The sequence below is a fragment of the Thermosynechococcus sp. genome (genome assembly GCF_046299655.1).
In the GTDB taxonomy this organism is placed as follows: Bacteria; Cyanobacteriota; Cyanobacteriia; order Thermosynechococcales; family Thermosynechococcaceae; genus Thermosynechococcus.
The window spans coordinates 32,766-46,716 of sequence record NZ_JBKBHZ010000019.1; the positions used below are offsets into that span (position 1 = coordinate 32,766).

General features: G+C 53.1%; 11 protein-coding genes and 1 pseudogene. 9 read left to right on the top strand and 3 right to left on the bottom strand.

The annotated features are described in order from the left end of the window. Positions 1–4 precede the first annotated feature (4 nt). Both ACK4HN_RS10755 and ACK4HN_RS10760 read left to right on the top strand, forming a co-directional pair. A complete protein-coding gene (locus ACK4HN_RS10755) occupies positions 5–901 on the top strand; it encodes an ABC transporter substrate-binding protein (protein WP_409877626.1) in 897 nt (298 codons plus the stop codon). 137 nt (positions 902–1,038) lie between these two features. After that, positions 1,039–1,956 (top strand): ABC transporter substrate-binding protein, encoded by a 918-nt coding sequence (locus tag ACK4HN_RS10760; protein WP_409869350.1) that lies wholly within the window; start codon positions 1,039–1,041, stop codon positions 1,954–1,956. Between the two features lie 168 nt (positions 1,957–2,124). Here ACK4HN_RS10760 and ACK4HN_RS10765 read toward each other — a convergent pair whose 3' ends face one another. Next, positions 2,125–3,612, bottom strand: a complete 1,488-nt coding sequence (locus tag ACK4HN_RS10765; RefSeq protein WP_409869351.1) for a M16 family metallopeptidase — start codon at positions 3,610–3,612, stop codon at positions 2,125–2,127. Between the two features lie 249 nt (positions 3,613–3,861). On the opposite strand from ACK4HN_RS10765, the gene ACK4HN_RS10770 reads away from it, so the two are divergent. Continuing rightward, positions 3,862–6,399: an EAL domain-containing protein gene (locus ACK4HN_RS10770; protein ID WP_409877627.1), complete on the top strand. Its 2,538-nt coding sequence runs from the start codon at positions 3,862–3,864 to the stop codon at positions 6,397–6,399. Here the strand turns inward: ACK4HN_RS10770 and ACK4HN_RS10775 are convergent. Next, positions 6,352–7,773 carry a sugar transferase gene (locus tag ACK4HN_RS10775; protein ID WP_409869353.1) on the bottom strand — a complete coding sequence of 474 codons (1,422 nt, stop codon included), beginning with the start codon at positions 7,771–7,773 and terminating at the stop codon, positions 6,352–6,354. The two genes, ACK4HN_RS10770 and ACK4HN_RS10775, sit on opposite strands and share 48 nt — an antisense overlap. Before the next feature lie 144 nt (positions 7,774–7,917). On the opposite strand from ACK4HN_RS10775, the gene ACK4HN_RS10780 reads away from it, so the two are divergent. The 3 genes from ACK4HN_RS10780 to dxs all read left to right on the top strand — a co-directional run bounded on the left by ACK4HN_RS10780 (position 7,918) and on the right by dxs (position 11,118). Further along, positions 7,918–8,439, top strand: coding sequence for a cofactor assembly of complex C subunit B (locus ACK4HN_RS10780; RefSeq protein WP_409869354.1), 522 nt, complete (start codon positions 7,918–7,920; stop codon positions 8,437–8,439). A gap of 82 nt (positions 8,440–8,521) precedes the next feature. Next, positions 8,522–9,100: a hypothetical protein gene (locus ACK4HN_RS10785; protein ID WP_409869355.1), complete on the top strand. Its 579-nt coding sequence runs from the start codon at positions 8,522–8,524 to the stop codon at positions 9,098–9,100. Between the two features lie 104 nt (positions 9,101–9,204). Then, positions 9,205–11,118, top strand: a complete 1,914-nt coding sequence (gene dxs, locus ACK4HN_RS10790) for a 1-deoxy-D-xylulose-5-phosphate synthase (protein ID WP_409853895.1) — start codon at positions 9,205–9,207, stop codon at positions 11,116–11,118. On the opposite strand, the gene ACK4HN_RS10795 is transcribed toward dxs, so the two are convergent. Continuing rightward, positions 11,115–12,209, bottom strand: a complete 1,095-nt coding sequence (locus ACK4HN_RS10795) for a beta-ketoacyl-ACP synthase (protein WP_409869356.1) — start codon at positions 12,207–12,209, stop codon at positions 11,115–11,117. The two genes, dxs and ACK4HN_RS10795, sit on opposite strands and share 4 nt — an antisense overlap. A gap of 72 nt (positions 12,210–12,281) precedes the next feature. Between ACK4HN_RS10795 and cutA the strand changes: the two genes are divergently transcribed. The 3 genes and pseudogenes from cutA to ACK4HN_RS10810 all read left to right on the top strand — a co-directional run. Further along, positions 12,282–12,608 carry a divalent-cation tolerance protein CutA gene (cutA, locus tag ACK4HN_RS10800; protein ID WP_409869358.1) on the top strand — a complete coding sequence of 109 codons (327 nt, stop codon included), beginning with the start codon at positions 12,282–12,284 and terminating at the stop codon, positions 12,606–12,608. Between the two features lie 372 nt (positions 12,609–12,980). Next, positions 12,981–13,523 (top strand): ABC transporter permease, encoded by a 543-nt coding sequence (locus ACK4HN_RS10805; RefSeq protein WP_409869357.1) that lies wholly within the window; start codon positions 12,981–12,983, stop codon positions 13,521–13,523. Between the two features lie 305 nt (positions 13,524–13,828). Beyond that, positions 13,829–13,951 (top strand): annotated as a pseudogene (locus ACK4HN_RS10810) (RNA-guided endonuclease TnpB family protein); the annotation flags it as partial.

A 13,951-nucleotide genomic window follows, 5' to 3' on the forward strand; every position in this document is an offset into this window, starting at 1 on the left:
ACCTATGAAACTCAATCGCCGCACTCTTTTGAGCTCCTTTGGCCAAGGGGGAGCGATTTTTTTGCTGGTGACTAGCAGTAAGGCGCTGCTCAGCGGTTGCGATCGCCAAGAGACCCCGCCTTCACCCCAAATTTCCGCCCGAGGACTACTGCAACCCGGTCAACTGATTTGGGGAGCTGAAGATGCTGCCCCCTATGTCTTTTTCGATCCTGAGAATCCTGAGCAGATCCTGGGATTTGAAGCAGAAATTGCCGCAGCGATCGCTCGCCTTCTAGGTGCTGAGCCAGTGTTAGTGAATAGTCTTTACGACCAGCTAGCCATCGCTTTAGCCGCTAACCAGATTGATCTGATTCTCAACGGTTGGGAGAGAACGCCAGAGCGACAACGCTATCAGTTGTTTTCGCAGCCCTATTATCGCTATGGCCAGCAAATTGTTGTACGCGCAGATGACTCTCGCTTTCGGGAGTACAGTCCCAACCGCAAGATTGACCTAGGCATCCTAGCGGGAATGAGAGTAGGGACTGGCCTTGGCTACAAAGCCCAAGAGATCCTTGAGCAAACGCCGCGTATTCAAACGCTGACCTATCGAAGTACCGATTACCTAACCGCCCTTGAAAACGGCGCCATTGATGCGGTGGTCATAGATAGCCCTATCGTTGCCTATGACATTTTGGGTCAGGGGATTGGTGGGCAAAAGAGACCGCACCTTCGGCCCATTGGCCAGCCTTTGTTTCCAGATGATTATGTAATTGCTTTTAATGCCAAGAGTGCCAAGGGCAAAATTCTGCAGGACGAAGTGAATGCAGCCCTCGACATCCTCAAGAAAGAGGGTGTGCTGCGGCAAATCTACGAGCGCTGGGGGATTTGGAATACCCTCCAAGCGGAGATCGGCATTTTCTAGGCTAAGCGCCGCAGCCATTCAAAGGCATCTACCCCCTTCTGCGGTGAGGCCTCTGGAACTCACTAGAAACGATCCGCAATCCAGTTGGGTTAATCTTAAAGTCAGTGACCGCGAGGGGAGTCCAAGGGTAGAACAATATGGGTGTTACGCGCCGGACATTTTTGCGTCGTTTTGTGCAGGGAGCTGGGGCGATCGCGATCGCTAGCGGTAGTAAAACCCTCCTCACAGCCTGTGCTGGCAATGTGGATTCGACCTCTGGAACCTCAACTACAGGTACCGTCTCCAGCAATGGCCTACTCAATCCCGGCAGATTGGCTTGGGGGGCGGAGGCTATTAGTGGTGCGCCCTACGTTTTTTACGATCCAGTTGATCCCAGTCAGTTAATTGGCTTTGAGGTGGAAATTGCCGACGCGATCGCCCAACTGATGGGGGTCAAAGCCGTATTCGTTGCCACGGCCTACGATCAACTCCCGGCTGCCCTAGCTGCCAATCGCTTTGACATGATTCTCAACGGTTGGGAAATCACCAGCGATCGCGAGCGCACTCAACTCTTTTCCCAGCCCTACTATCGCTATGGCCAACAGATTGTGGTGCGAGCCAATGACCCCCGTTTTGAGCAATACACTGCCACTAGTGAAGTCACCCTTGCCGATCTCGCTGGCATGACGGTCGGTACGGGTATTGGCTACAAAGCCCAAGAAATTCTTGAAAGGGACAAAAACATCAAAACCCGTGCCTACGATGGCAATTTGCCCTTTGATGATCTGGTTCAAGGGCGTATTGATGCGGTGATGCTAGACTATCCGATTGTTGCCTACTACATTCTCGGAGCTGGTCCAGGGGGCACGGTCAACCATCGCCTGCGCCCAATTGGTGTCCCGACCTTTTTGAATAACTATGTGATTGCCTTTAATAAGAACAGCCCCAAAGGAGAGGCCCTCAAAACAGAAGTTGATCAAGCCCTCGACATCCTCAAGAAGGACGGCACATTACGCCGCATCTACGAAAACTGGAAAATGTGGAATGATCAGCAGACGCAAATCGGTATTGTGTGACGTCGGTCTGCTCATAGAATCTCAGAAAGGCAATGCTGATAACTAAAATCGTGAGGATGGTGTTAGGGAGCAGGGCAAGCAGGTTAACCCAACGGCTCATAGCCTCTATTCTAAAGGCTGTCTCGATACTCAGCGAGTGGGGGAATCCCGTAAGCTAGGAATGCCAGTCTAACTACGACTGCGCCATAACTGACAGTGAGCTACAGGGCAGGGGACGCGATCGCCCACAATCAGAGTACGCCACTGTTCTGGCTTGAGGCGACTTTGTGCCACCCGTTGCAGATCCGCTGCCGTTGCTGTCTTGACGGCGCGCTGATAGCGGAAGATAAAATCCTTGGGCAAGTCATAGTATTCATAGCGCAGGAGGCGATTGAGAATTTGCAGGCGATCGCGAAAATTAAAGACAAACGAGTTGAGAATACTGTCCTTGGCATAGGTGAGTTCCGCTACGCTAACAGGTTCCCGTTGCAATCGTTCAATTTCCTGTCGCAGAGCCTCAAGAAACTGCGTTGTGGTTGCTGTTTGCGTTTGGCCAGCGCCATAAAAGACCCCTGGATAGTCAAATTCGGGACTCCAAGCGGCATAGACACTGTAGGCCAAGCCTTGGCGCGATCGCAATTCATTAAAGAGGCGACCCCCAAAGCCATTGAGCACCCCATTGAGGACATAGAGGTTAAATACGTCCGGATCCTTGAGTGTGCCCCCCAGTTGGCCGGTATAGATGTAGCTCTGGGAGAGGTGGGGGCGTTCAATGATCACGGTAGTTGGCGAGGTGTCAACCCTTACAGTCGGTACAGGGGGCAGAGGCGGTAAGTTCGGCGGATCCTGCCATGCGCCAAAAATTGCTTCAAGGCGATCGCCCATTTGCAAGGCGTCAAAATCCCCCACCAAGCCCAAAATACAGCGCGAGGGGGCAAGGTAAGTGCGGTAAAACTGCCGTACATCGGCAATAGTAATGTTGGCGAGGGTCTCTAACTCTTGGGTGCGGGCATAGGGACTGTCAGCCCCGTAGATTAACTTGTAAAATTCCCGTTCTGCCTGAGCACTAGGCTGATCGTTACGCCGTTGAATCATTCCTTGGCGGCGGCGGATTGCTAATTCAAAGCGCTCTGGTTCTACGGCTGGGGCTTGCAACATTTCCGCCACTTGGCGAAGTACAGCCTCGCTATGTTCTTTAAGACTACTGAAATTGATCCGCCCTAGACTCTTACCGACACCAGATTCGATGATCGCTGCCCGATCCTCTAACCATTGGTCAATCTCGGCAGCACGGTGAACTTGAGTGCCTCCTGTACGAATGAGATCGCCACTGATTTCCGCCAGACCCACCTGATGGGGGGGATCCCAACGGCTGCCAGCACGAAAAAGCAAAGTACCGCGTACCAACGGCCACTCATGATCCTCCAACAGATAGACCACCATGCCATTGCTAAGCTGAAAGCGCTTGTAGGCTGGCATAGCCACATCGGGTAAGGGCGCAAAAGTGAGTTCAGTGTAATGTTTGGGGGTCATGGGAGTGGCCTGAGTAGGTAGGACAAAAAAGACAAAAAAGAGCAGCAGAAGAACCAAAATTCCCAAGGCAAGCGATCGCCAAATACCCCGCCAAGACCTCATCCCCAGCAGCGATCGCCAAGCAAAAGAGTGAAAAATCCCCATGTTGCCCGCTATTCTCGGTCTTGCCTTCAACAGTTCAAAAGCATACCTTGCAAGTGTAGCCCACCGAGGCCGGCAGCAAAAGAGCGATGTCAATCTTTCGGGCAGCAAGACCAACTGGAAGACTCCTGTCCTAACCTAGAATAGGAGTCAGGTTTCTGTGGGCGGTTTCCCTGTTGTCAAGCGTTGAGTTCTCGGATTTGACGTATTTAATTCAGCAGAATTTGATGCGTATTCAACTAGGCAATTGACGTGAATCCCTCTGCGTGCCAAAAGTGGCGTCATCTTCTGGTGATTGAGGATCGTGCAGGCCGGCGCACAATCCGTTTAGAGGCCAATACTTACACTATTGGTCGTCACCCCAGCAACTCAATTGTCCTCAAATCACCCATGATTTCACGCCAGCATGCTGTTTTACTGCGGATTGTGGATCCCAATAGCGGCAACTTTCTCTTTCGTCTTGTGGATGGGAATCTGGAGGGGAAGCCCAGTGTAAATGGCACTATGGTTAATGGCAAGCGTTGCCAGTCCTGTATCCTAAAGCACTGTGATGTGATTGTCTTTGGGGGAGAAGTGCGCGCCCGTTACCATGTGGTGACGAATGTCTCCGATTCCACATTCACCCGTTACGCCCAAGCGGTGCAAATTGATGAGTTATCAGAGGAGGACAGCACAAGACTTGGCGTCAGTTGGGAGCCCTTTGGCGACATTGCACAGCTAAGTGAAGAACAACTACTGCGACTTTCCTCCTTTCCTGAGCTGAGTCCCCATCCCATCCTTGAAATCACGGCCGCTGGTCGCATTACCTACCTTAACCCCGCAGCTCTGCAGTGCTTTCCCGATTTAGAAACCCAAGGCTGTGCTCATCCTCTGTTTAGGGACTGGTTTCACAGCGGAAGTTGGGCAAAAGCAGAGGGGCTAACTCTTGAGGAAGTCACAGTGGGCGATCGCACCTATGAGGTCAGTATCCACATCTTGCTCCAAAGTCAGCTAATTCGCTGCTACATCACCGATATTACTGAGCGCAAACGCTCGGAGCTGGCGCTGCGCAGGAGTGAAGAACGCTACGCCTTAGCTGCAGAGGGGGCAAACGATGGTCTGTGGGATTGGCACATCAGCGATCGCGCGATGTACTACTCGCCTCGTTGGGCAGCCTTGGTGGGAGAACCCCCCGGAACCCTGCGGCCGGTTATCGAAGAATGGCTGCAGCGGGTTCATCCAGAGGATCTAGAATTGCTGCGGCGCAGTCTCAAAGATCACCTTCTTGGTCGTTCTCCCCACTTTGAGTGTGAATTTCGGATTCGGTATCGCAAGGGCGGTTATCGCTGGATGCGATCGCGGGGCAAGGCACTGCGCGATGAGAAGGGGCAGCCCTACCGCATGGCCGGTTCAATGACCGACGTTACCCATTACCACCTAATTCAGGAGCAGATTCTCCATGATGCCCTCCACGATGCCCTGACGGGCTTGCCCAATCGCGTGCTCTTTATGGATCGCCTGAGTCAAGCCATTACCCGTCGGGTGCGGCATCCCAACTCCCTCTTTGCAGTGCTCTTTTTGGATGTGGATCGCTTTAAGGTGATCAACGATAGCTTGGGACATCTAGTCGGGGATCAGCTTCTCATTGGCATTGGCCGACGACTCACGGCCTGTACCCGCGCGGAGGACACGGTTGCCCGCCTTGGTGGTGATGAATTTGCCATTCTCTTGGAGGAGTTAACGAATCCAGCCCAAGCCATTGAAGTGGCAAAACGGGTTTTAGCAGCCTTGAGCCGCCCCTTCCTGCTGGAGGGGCGTGAAGTTTTTACCAGTGCCAGTATTGGCATTGCCTTCCCCAGCGAAGAAACCAAAACAGTTGAGGACTTATTGCGGGATGCGGATACGGCCATGTACCGCGCCAAATCCTTGGGCAAGTCTCGCTATGAAGTGTTCAGTATGACAATGCGTGCCCAGAGTATTGCCCTGATGCAAATTGAAACTGATCTGCGACGGGCAACAGAGCGCAAGGAATTTCTGGTTTACTATCAACCCATTGTGGATCTGTCAACGCGCAAGATTGTTGGCTTTGAAACGCTGCTGCGCTGGCAACATCCCGAACGGGGGATCATCTCCCCCGCTGAATTCATGACTGTGGCTGAAGAAACGGGTTTGATTCTACTCATTAGTTGGTGGGTGATGGCGGAGGCCTGTCGGCAGATGCAACACTGGGCAAAGGTTTTTCCCCGCAGCCGTGCTCTCAGCATCAGTGTCAACCTCAGTGGCCGTCATTTCCAGCAAGCAGATCTGTTACCCAATTTAAGAGCCATTTTGTCAGAAACAGAATTTCCCGCCGAACGATTGCGCCTTGAGGTGACAGAGGGAATCCTGATTGACAACAAGGAGGTAGCGATCGCTACCCTACAGAAAATTCGTGCCATGGGCATTGGCCTGTCTATGGATGACTTTGGCACAGGCTACTCTTCCCTCAGCTATTTGCACCGTTTCCCCGTTGATACCCTAAAAATTGATCGCACGTTTATTTCTACCCTCAACAGGGAACAGCCTGCGGCTACAATTGTGCACACCATTCTCATGTTGGCTCACGCATTGCGTCTGAAGGTAGTGGCAGAAGGCATTGAAACCCGCGAGCAGTACCAGATTCTCCAAGCCCTTGGCTGCAACTATGGCCAAGGGTATTTCTTTGCGCGCCCCCTTGCCCCAAAACAGGTAGAACAGTTATTTGCAGGCCAATCTTTACGGCGCCTAATACGCCCCACGACCAAAGAGCACAATGCGCACGGTCTCCACTAGAATTTCCAAATCCAGATTGAGCGACCAATTGTCAATGTAGTAAAGGTCAAGGCGGGCAGCTTCATCAAAATTGCTAATCTGAGAGCGGCCAGAAATTTGCCACAGCCCTGTAATGCCAGGCAAGACCTGATGGCGAATGTGGTGCCAAGAATGAAAACGGGCAACATCCCGCAGGGGGAGTGGACGTGGCCCCACTAAACTCATGTCTCCCCAAAGGACGTTAAACAGTTGTGGCAGTTCATCAATGCTGGTTTTGCGCAGGAACCGACCAAGGGGTGTGCGGCGGGGGTCGTTTTTTAGCTTGAAGAGAATGCCATCGGCGGATTCATTTTGTGCCTCTAATTGCGCTTGGAGTTGCGGGGCATCAGCTCGCATGGTGCGAAATTTCCACATCTGAAAGACTTGGCCGTGGAGTCCCACCCGCTCTTGGCGAAAGAAGACAGGCCCTGGTGAGGTGAGTTTGATGGCGATCGCCACCCCAACAAAGAGAGGCGCCAACACCACAATGCCAAGGAGTGCCAAAATCACGTCCAGATAGCGCTTCAGCCGATACTCCCAACCATGCAGATAGGTCATGTCCACCCGCAGCGTGGGCAGGGCAGCCACAATTTCCGGTGTGCCACGGCGGTAGAGCGTTTCCAAACTGGAGGGAATGAGCCGCAGGGCAATACCATGCTGGCGCAGTTGCCAATAGAGCCTTGAGGCGAGGTGATCCGGCGGCAGGCCTTCGACAATGACCTCTTGGGCTTGGCAGTTGAGAATCTCGGTCAGAGTCTCCGGTTCATTCGCCATGGTGGCGATCGCCCTGCCGACAATCTTATAGTTGGAGCGTTGCCCCAGCAGGCTTCTGAGATACTCCTGCCGCTCTGGGGGCGCCACTAAAAAGGCGCGAATCGGTCGCCGTAGTGTCCAAACCTTGAAGGCTAAGCTGACCGCCAAACGCAAGACCACGGCAAAGACCACACTGAGACCCCAAGCACCAAAAAATAGCGAGCGGGGCAAATCCACCTTAGGATCATAAAAGTAGCCAATCGCCAGCGCCAGCAAATAGCCTAAGCTCAACACCTTGGCAAGGCGCAGATAATTTTTCCAGTAGCCGCGCGGGTAATACAGGCCGCTCACGGCAATCAAAAACAACAGACCCGCCGCAAAGAGCCAAAAAACACTGGGCAAGCCCCACCAGTACCAAGCGGCCAAATCAGGGGGCAATGGCGCATAGAAGCGATTGAGCTGCAAGCCCAACTTCCACGCCAGCACCAATGCTGCTAAGTCGCTGGCAAATAGGAGTCCTGCAACGACCGTTTCTGGGCAAAACCATCGCCCTTTGTTGCGAGGAGCGCGAATATCACTGCCAGAGACCCTAGAGCGAATCATTCTATGCAATGACAGAGACTAGAGCTTAGTATTCCGCAGAATCCGCTGGAGCGATCGCGATGCAATATCTCTTTGCAGACCCTTATCAATCCTCGACAATGACTCAACAATGAAGAATAGGAACCCTCTAAGAACCACCTCACCATGTCCAGCGATCTAAGCGATCTAATTTATCCTTCGACCCTCATCTTGACGAGCCTTTTGGCCGTTGGATTTGTGTTTTTCATTCGCGCCTCTACGAAAGAACGCCTTGAAACTAAAGAATGGCTCATTCCCCAGCCCATTACCGAACTTGCCCCCCGCCTCAAGCAGTATTTTCAGCAGCGGGGCTACCGCCTGCATACCGTCAGCGCCGACGGCAGTGAAGTGACGTTTCAGGGACATGTTGCCGCCAGCCCCTTTTTGGCCGCCTTCCTCTTTGGCCTTGCTGTCTCCGCTGCCACTGCGATCGCCCTTGTGTTGACCGTCCTCTTTCCCGATCGCGGTATTCTGGCCTTTGGCCTCATTGGTTTGACCCCCATTGCCCCTTGGTTCTATTGGCGAGGTGCCCAGCGGCTAGAAACCGTCAAGCTCTCTTTACAGACCCATGGGGTCGGTACCCAAGTCACCCTAGAGGGACATCGCGACGAACTGATCGTATTCGAGGACACAGTATTGCGATCCTAGGATTATGGGTATTCTCAGGTCAGATGCATAACCGAAAAAACATCACAGGGTAATCTTTTGACGACCTGTGAGGGACTTCGCGATGACCTACTCCCAAACCACCACCACCACTGATCAGCGTACCTTTGGTCAACTCCTCCTTGAGCTTGATATTCACCTCAGCCCAGAGGAAGTGGATCGTCTCGAGAAAAACTTTCGGGTGTATCCGGCCTGTCAAGGCTATCCCGTCACTAAAGTGCCCCACTGTGCTGTCGAGCGTGAGGTAGGTAGTGATGGTCGCTTGATAGCGGAAACAGTCAAGCCCAGTTCCCTAGAAACCAACGCCGCCTTTGAGCGGGCTTGTCAATGTGCTCAGATGTCCCTGAGTCACCTCAGGGCGATGACCGAACGCTTCCTAGGGGATCTCCAAGACTTGGCCACAAGCCACGATTACCCCAAACGATTGGGAACGGATCTAGCGCGGGGAATTTTGGCCAACTATTGGCAACAGTGGGGTCAGGAACGGTTTTATCAATGGGTCATTTGGTTAATGGAAAATTACACCCATGAATCCACAGAAGAAATTCGTGAATTGAGTGAACTCTATGAAACTGCGTTGGAAATTTATGATCAACTGTTTCGTGATTATTGCGGCTTTTCACCGCGGTTGGGAGCCAGATGATCCCCACCTAGAGGGGGCGACTTTGTTAGAATCAGTCAACAGATAGCTTTTCTGTGGTCAGCGGTAGGCTATCGCCCCTAGGTATCTTGCGAGGTCGGGTTTCTATGCACCTAAGTGAAATTACCCATCCCAACCAGTTGCATGGGTTGTCCATTGCCCAATTGAGTCAAATTGCCGCCCAAATCCGCGACAAACATTTGGAAACCGTGGCGGCCACGGGAGGACACCTTGGGCCGGGCTTGGGGGTGGTCGAACTCACCCTCGCACTCTACCAAACCCTTGACTTAGACAAAGATCGCGTGGTTTGGGATGTGGGACACCAAGCCTACCCCCACAAAATGTTGACGGGGCGCTACAACAACTTCCATACCCTGCGACAAAAGGGAGGCATTGCCGGCTATCTCAACCGCCGCGAAAGTCCCTTTGATCACTTTGGGGCGGGTCATGCTTCCACCAGTATTTCCGCCGCTTTGGGGATGGCGATCGCCCGCGATCTCAAGGGAGAAAAATTCAAAGTGGTGGCCATTATTGGCGATGGTGCCCTCACCGGGGGGATGGCCCTAGAAGCGATTAATCATGCGGGACACTTGCCCCACACCAACCTGATGGTGGTGCTCAACGACAATGAGATGTCCATTTCCCCCAATGTGGGCGCAATTCCCCGCTATCTCAATAAAATCCGCCTCTCGCCGCAGGTGCAGTTTATTACCGATAACCTCGAAGAGCAGTTCAAGCAAATCCCCTTCTTTGGTGAAAACCTCACCCCAGAGATGCAGCGCCTCAAGGAGGGCATGAAACGCCTTGCGGTTCCCAAGGTGGGGGCTGTCTTTGAGGAATTGGGCTTTACCTACGTTGGCCCTGTGGATGGTCACAATTTGGAAGAACTCATTGCCACATTCCAACACGCCCATACAATTCCCGGTCCTGTCTTGGTTCACGTGGCAACGGTTAAGGGCAAAGGCTACGCGATCGCCGAGAAAGACCAAGTGGGCTACCATGCCCAGCCACCATTTGATTTGGTGACGGGTAAGGCCAAACCCTCCAGCAAGCCCAAGCCCCCCAGCTACTCCAAAGTCTTTGGCGAAACCCTGACCAAACTCGCAGAAAACGATCCGCGCATTGTGGGCATTACAGCGGCGATGGCCACCGGCACTGGCTTGGATATTCTCCAAAAACGGGTGCCCAATCAATACATTGATGTGGGGATTGCTGAGCAGCACGCTGTAACGATGGCTGCGGGCATGGCCACCCAAGGCATGCGTCCTGTGGTTGCCATTTACTCCACCTTTTTGCAGCGCGCCTACGACCAGATTGTCCACGATGTCTGCATCCAAAATTTGCCCGTCTTCTTCTGTATGGATCGGGCGGGGATTGTCGGTGCCGATGGGCCGACCCACCAAGGGATGTACGACATTGCCTATCTGCGCTGCCTGCCGAATATGGTGCTGATGGCACCCAAGGATGAGGCTGAATTGCAACGCATGATTGTCACGGGGATTAACTACACGGCTGGCCCGATCGCCCTGCGCTATCCGCGCGGCAATGGCTATGGCGTTGCCCTCATGGAGGAAGGTTGGGAACCGCTGGAAATCGGCAAAGGGGAACTTCTGCGCTCTGGTGACGATCTTCTTTTGGTGGCCTACGGCTCAATGGTCTATCCCGCCATGCAGGTGGCAGAAATCCTCAAGGAACACGGCGTAAGTGCTGCCGTGATCAACGCCCGCTTTGCGAAGCCCCTAGACCTTGACCTGATTCTGCCCTTGGCCAAACAAATTGGCCGCGTGGTGACCTTGGAGGAGGGCTGCCTGATGGGGGGCTTTGGCTCAGCAGTTCTAGAGGCACTTCAAGAGGCGGATATTCTCGTGCCTGTACTGCGTTTGGGAGTTCCCGATGTGTTGGTCGAACACGCCACCCCTGAGGAATCCAAAGCCGACTTGGGACTCACCCCGCCACAAATGGCTGAAACAATCATGCAAAAGTTTGGGATAGCCCAACCAACGGTAGTGACCACTGCCTAGGGACGCGCTAGCACAATCACTGCATTCTGACCTCCAAAGCCATAACTACAGCAGAGAATGTGTCCTAAAGGAGCAGGGCGGCAGTGTTGGACAATGTCTAAGTCAAAGTCAGGGATCTCACACCCCACACAGGGGGGGATTTGCTGTTCGCGCAACGAGAGGCAAGAGAGGGCGATCGCGATCGCGCCAGCAGCACCGAGGGTATGCCCAAGGGCACCCTTGTGACTGGTGACCGAAACCCCCTGACCAAAAAGGCGTTGAATCCAAGCGGCTTCGGCGGCATCATTGCGCTGGGTGCCCGTACCGTGGCTATGGATACAATCAATGTGCAGTGGCGACAGCCCCGCTTGAGCCAAGGCCTTTTGAATGGCCAGCAGGGCACCTCCCTGGTTCACACTGGGGGCAGCCATTTTCTCAGCATCAGCACTGAGACCCACACCGGCAATGCGGGCATAGGGTTCAATGGCTCGCGATCGCGCCTGTGCCTCAGATTCTAAAACCACAATGGCGCCGCCGGCAGCCAAGCCAAATCCCTGCCGCTGGCGGTCAAAGGGAGCGGCTCGCTCCTGAGCCAACACGCCCAACTGCCGAAACCCCGCCAAGGTGAGGGAGGAAACGGCTGACTCCACGCCCCCTGCCAACACTAAATCACAATGGCCTTGGTCAATGAGTAATGCCCCTTGGGCGATCGCCCACATTCCCGTGGCACAGGCGGCTGTGGGGTTGAGCACTATCCCCTGAATACCCGCAATTTGCGCCACCTGCTGCGAGACGGCGGCCGGTAAGGTGTGTAACCATGTTGCTCGTGGTAGGGAGGGCTGCCGTAACCACGTTTCCCACTGAGCTTGGAAACCACGACTGGAGCCAACCACGACTCCAGCACTGCCTAGGGGAGCCGTTAATTTTGCATCCTTGAGCGCTTGAGTTGTCGTCGTTACAATAATTTTCTCAAGAGGCAAGGTGGTTGCACCCACCAGTCCTTCAGGGGTGGCAATGAGTGCTGTTTTTCCTTGACAGTAGCGCTGCCATGTGGCGATCACCGTGTCCCCCAGCGCTGTCCACAGCCCAATCCCAGTAATAACAACATTCACTGTACAATTGATTCAAGATATGATCGACATAATCGAGATCGTGACGCGAGGACAGCAAGCTTGGCAACGGCAATGGAGTACTGTGTGGTGATGGTTACTACTGCCACGGAAGCAGAAGCTCTCTCCTTGGCCGATCAACTCGTGGCTGAGCACCTTGCTGCCTGTGTGCAGATTCTGCCTATTCAATCAATATACCGCTGGCAAGGAACCGTACATCGCGATCCAGAATGGCAATTGCTCATTAAAACTCGCATCGCTTTATTTGAGCAGGTACGCGATCGCCTGCTAGCATTTCACAGTTACGAAGTCCCAGAGATCATTGCCCTGCCCATTATTGCTGGCTCTCCTACCTATTTGAATTGGGTGAAAGAGCAAACTCAAAAGCCATCTAGAGGTTAAGAATGTCTGAACCCAAGATCAAAAGTTTGTATTACATTACCCATATTAACAACCTACCCTCTATCTTTGAGCATGGCATCCTTCCTCTCTAGGAGCTAAAGGGATTCAATCTCTTGCTGTCCTCCCCCTTGGCTGTGGTCTAGGAGGACGAGAATGTAAAGAACAAAGAAATAGGGTCACTGGTGTGTCTTTATCTTAGTCAAATGCAGATTCAGGTTGCTATTAACTGACCCTAAAAACAAGAGGTGCCCGTAGAGTGTTTAACCAAAGATTTTTTATTTTTTTATTGGCTTCTTAAGATGATAGTGAAACTCTTTTCTTCAACTGTGGAAGTGCCTAGACACCGTTTTATCTAAAACCTAGAATAAGAAAATGGTCTCCCTTGCTCGCAAAAATCTTTTAGAAGATTTTAGTCGCTTTCTCGTTGCTCAACTGGGCATCACCTTTGCTGTCAGCCTCGTGACCATTCAAACGGGACTCCTTGAGGGGTTTGGTCGCTCCGCCACTCTCTTAGTGAATAAAAGCCAAGCGGATTTCTGGATTGCCTCGAACGAGCTGCGTTATTTTGGCCTGACATTACCCATTGAGTATCAAGCTGTCCTCGATGCCCAAGCCGTTGAAGGGGTTGCGGCCGCAGAACCGCTCCTGATGCAGTCAGCCATGTGGCGACGTTCAGAGACAGAAGCGATCGAGCCAGTGCAGGTGGTGGGTATTGAACCGACGGGAACACGACTACCTTTGACGACAGTTGCTGGTGCAGCTCTGACGAAACTAGAGGAACCCTACAGTGTCATCGTGGATCGCATTGACCTCAATGCCCTTTCCCTCACCGCTTTGGGGGAGCAAGGTCGCGTGAATAACTTACCCAGCGACGGTGATTGGCTGGACGCGCGGTGTCAAATCCATTGTCTCTAGCCCCTATGTCTTTACCTCGCTGGAAACTGCGAACCTTTATTTGAACTTCCCTCGGTTTGATACCAGTGAGCCAGTCCCCGAATTTCTGCCGCTTGTGTCCCCCAGCACTCGGATTACCTATGTCATGGTCAAAGCCGGGGGAAGATTTAGATAATCGGCGGGAAGCCCCGCGCTCTTCCGAAGGGGAGCGTCAGGATGAGAGCCAAGGGCGCTGAGGGGGTTCGCTGCCCCCGAAGTGCCCGAGCGAGGGGAGTCCTGCTGTTCAATAAGTGTGTGCTATAACCATAATTGTGCTATAGTAATTCCCCAATCGTCAGGCGGCTAAATCCAGCCTAAATAAAAGTTTTGCCAATGCGGAGATAGCGGGGTTCCTAAACAACATCCTGCCGTACAAAGCTGCAAACGCTGGGCGGTGGGTCGTGAAGGTT

Excerpts from the sequence above, each read along its gene's own strand:
- ACK4HN_RS10755 (WP_409877626.1), top strand. The coding sequence starts at position 5 with ATGAAACTCAATCGCCGCACTCTTTTGAGCTCCTTTGGCCAAGGGGGA.
- ACK4HN_RS10760 (WP_409869350.1), top strand. The coding sequence starts at position 1,039 with ATGGGTGTTACGCGCCGGACATTTTTGCGTCGTTTTGTGCAGGGAGCT.
- ACK4HN_RS10765 (WP_409869351.1), bottom strand. The coding sequence starts at position 3,612 with ATGGGGATTTTTCACTCTTTTGCTTGGCGATCGCTGCTGGGGATGAGG.
- ACK4HN_RS10775 (WP_409869353.1), bottom strand. The coding sequence starts at position 7,773 with ATGATTCGCTCTAGGGTCTCTGGCAGTGATATTCGCGCTCCTCGCAAC.
- ACK4HN_RS10780 (WP_409869354.1), top strand. The coding sequence starts at position 7,918 with ATGTCCAGCGATCTAAGCGATCTAATTTATCCTTCGACCCTCATCTTG.
- ACK4HN_RS10785 (WP_409869355.1), top strand. The coding sequence starts at position 8,522 with ATGACCTACTCCCAAACCACCACCACCACTGATCAGCGTACCTTTGGT.
- dxs (WP_409853895.1), top strand. The coding sequence starts at position 9,205 with ATGCACCTAAGTGAAATTACCCATCCCAACCAGTTGCATGGGTTGTCC.
- cutA (WP_409869358.1), top strand. The coding sequence starts at position 12,282 with ATGGAGTACTGTGTGGTGATGGTTACTACTGCCACGGAAGCAGAAGCT.
- ACK4HN_RS10805 (WP_409869357.1), top strand. The coding sequence starts at position 12,981 with ATGGTCTCCCTTGCTCGCAAAAATCTTTTAGAAGATTTTAGTCGCTTT.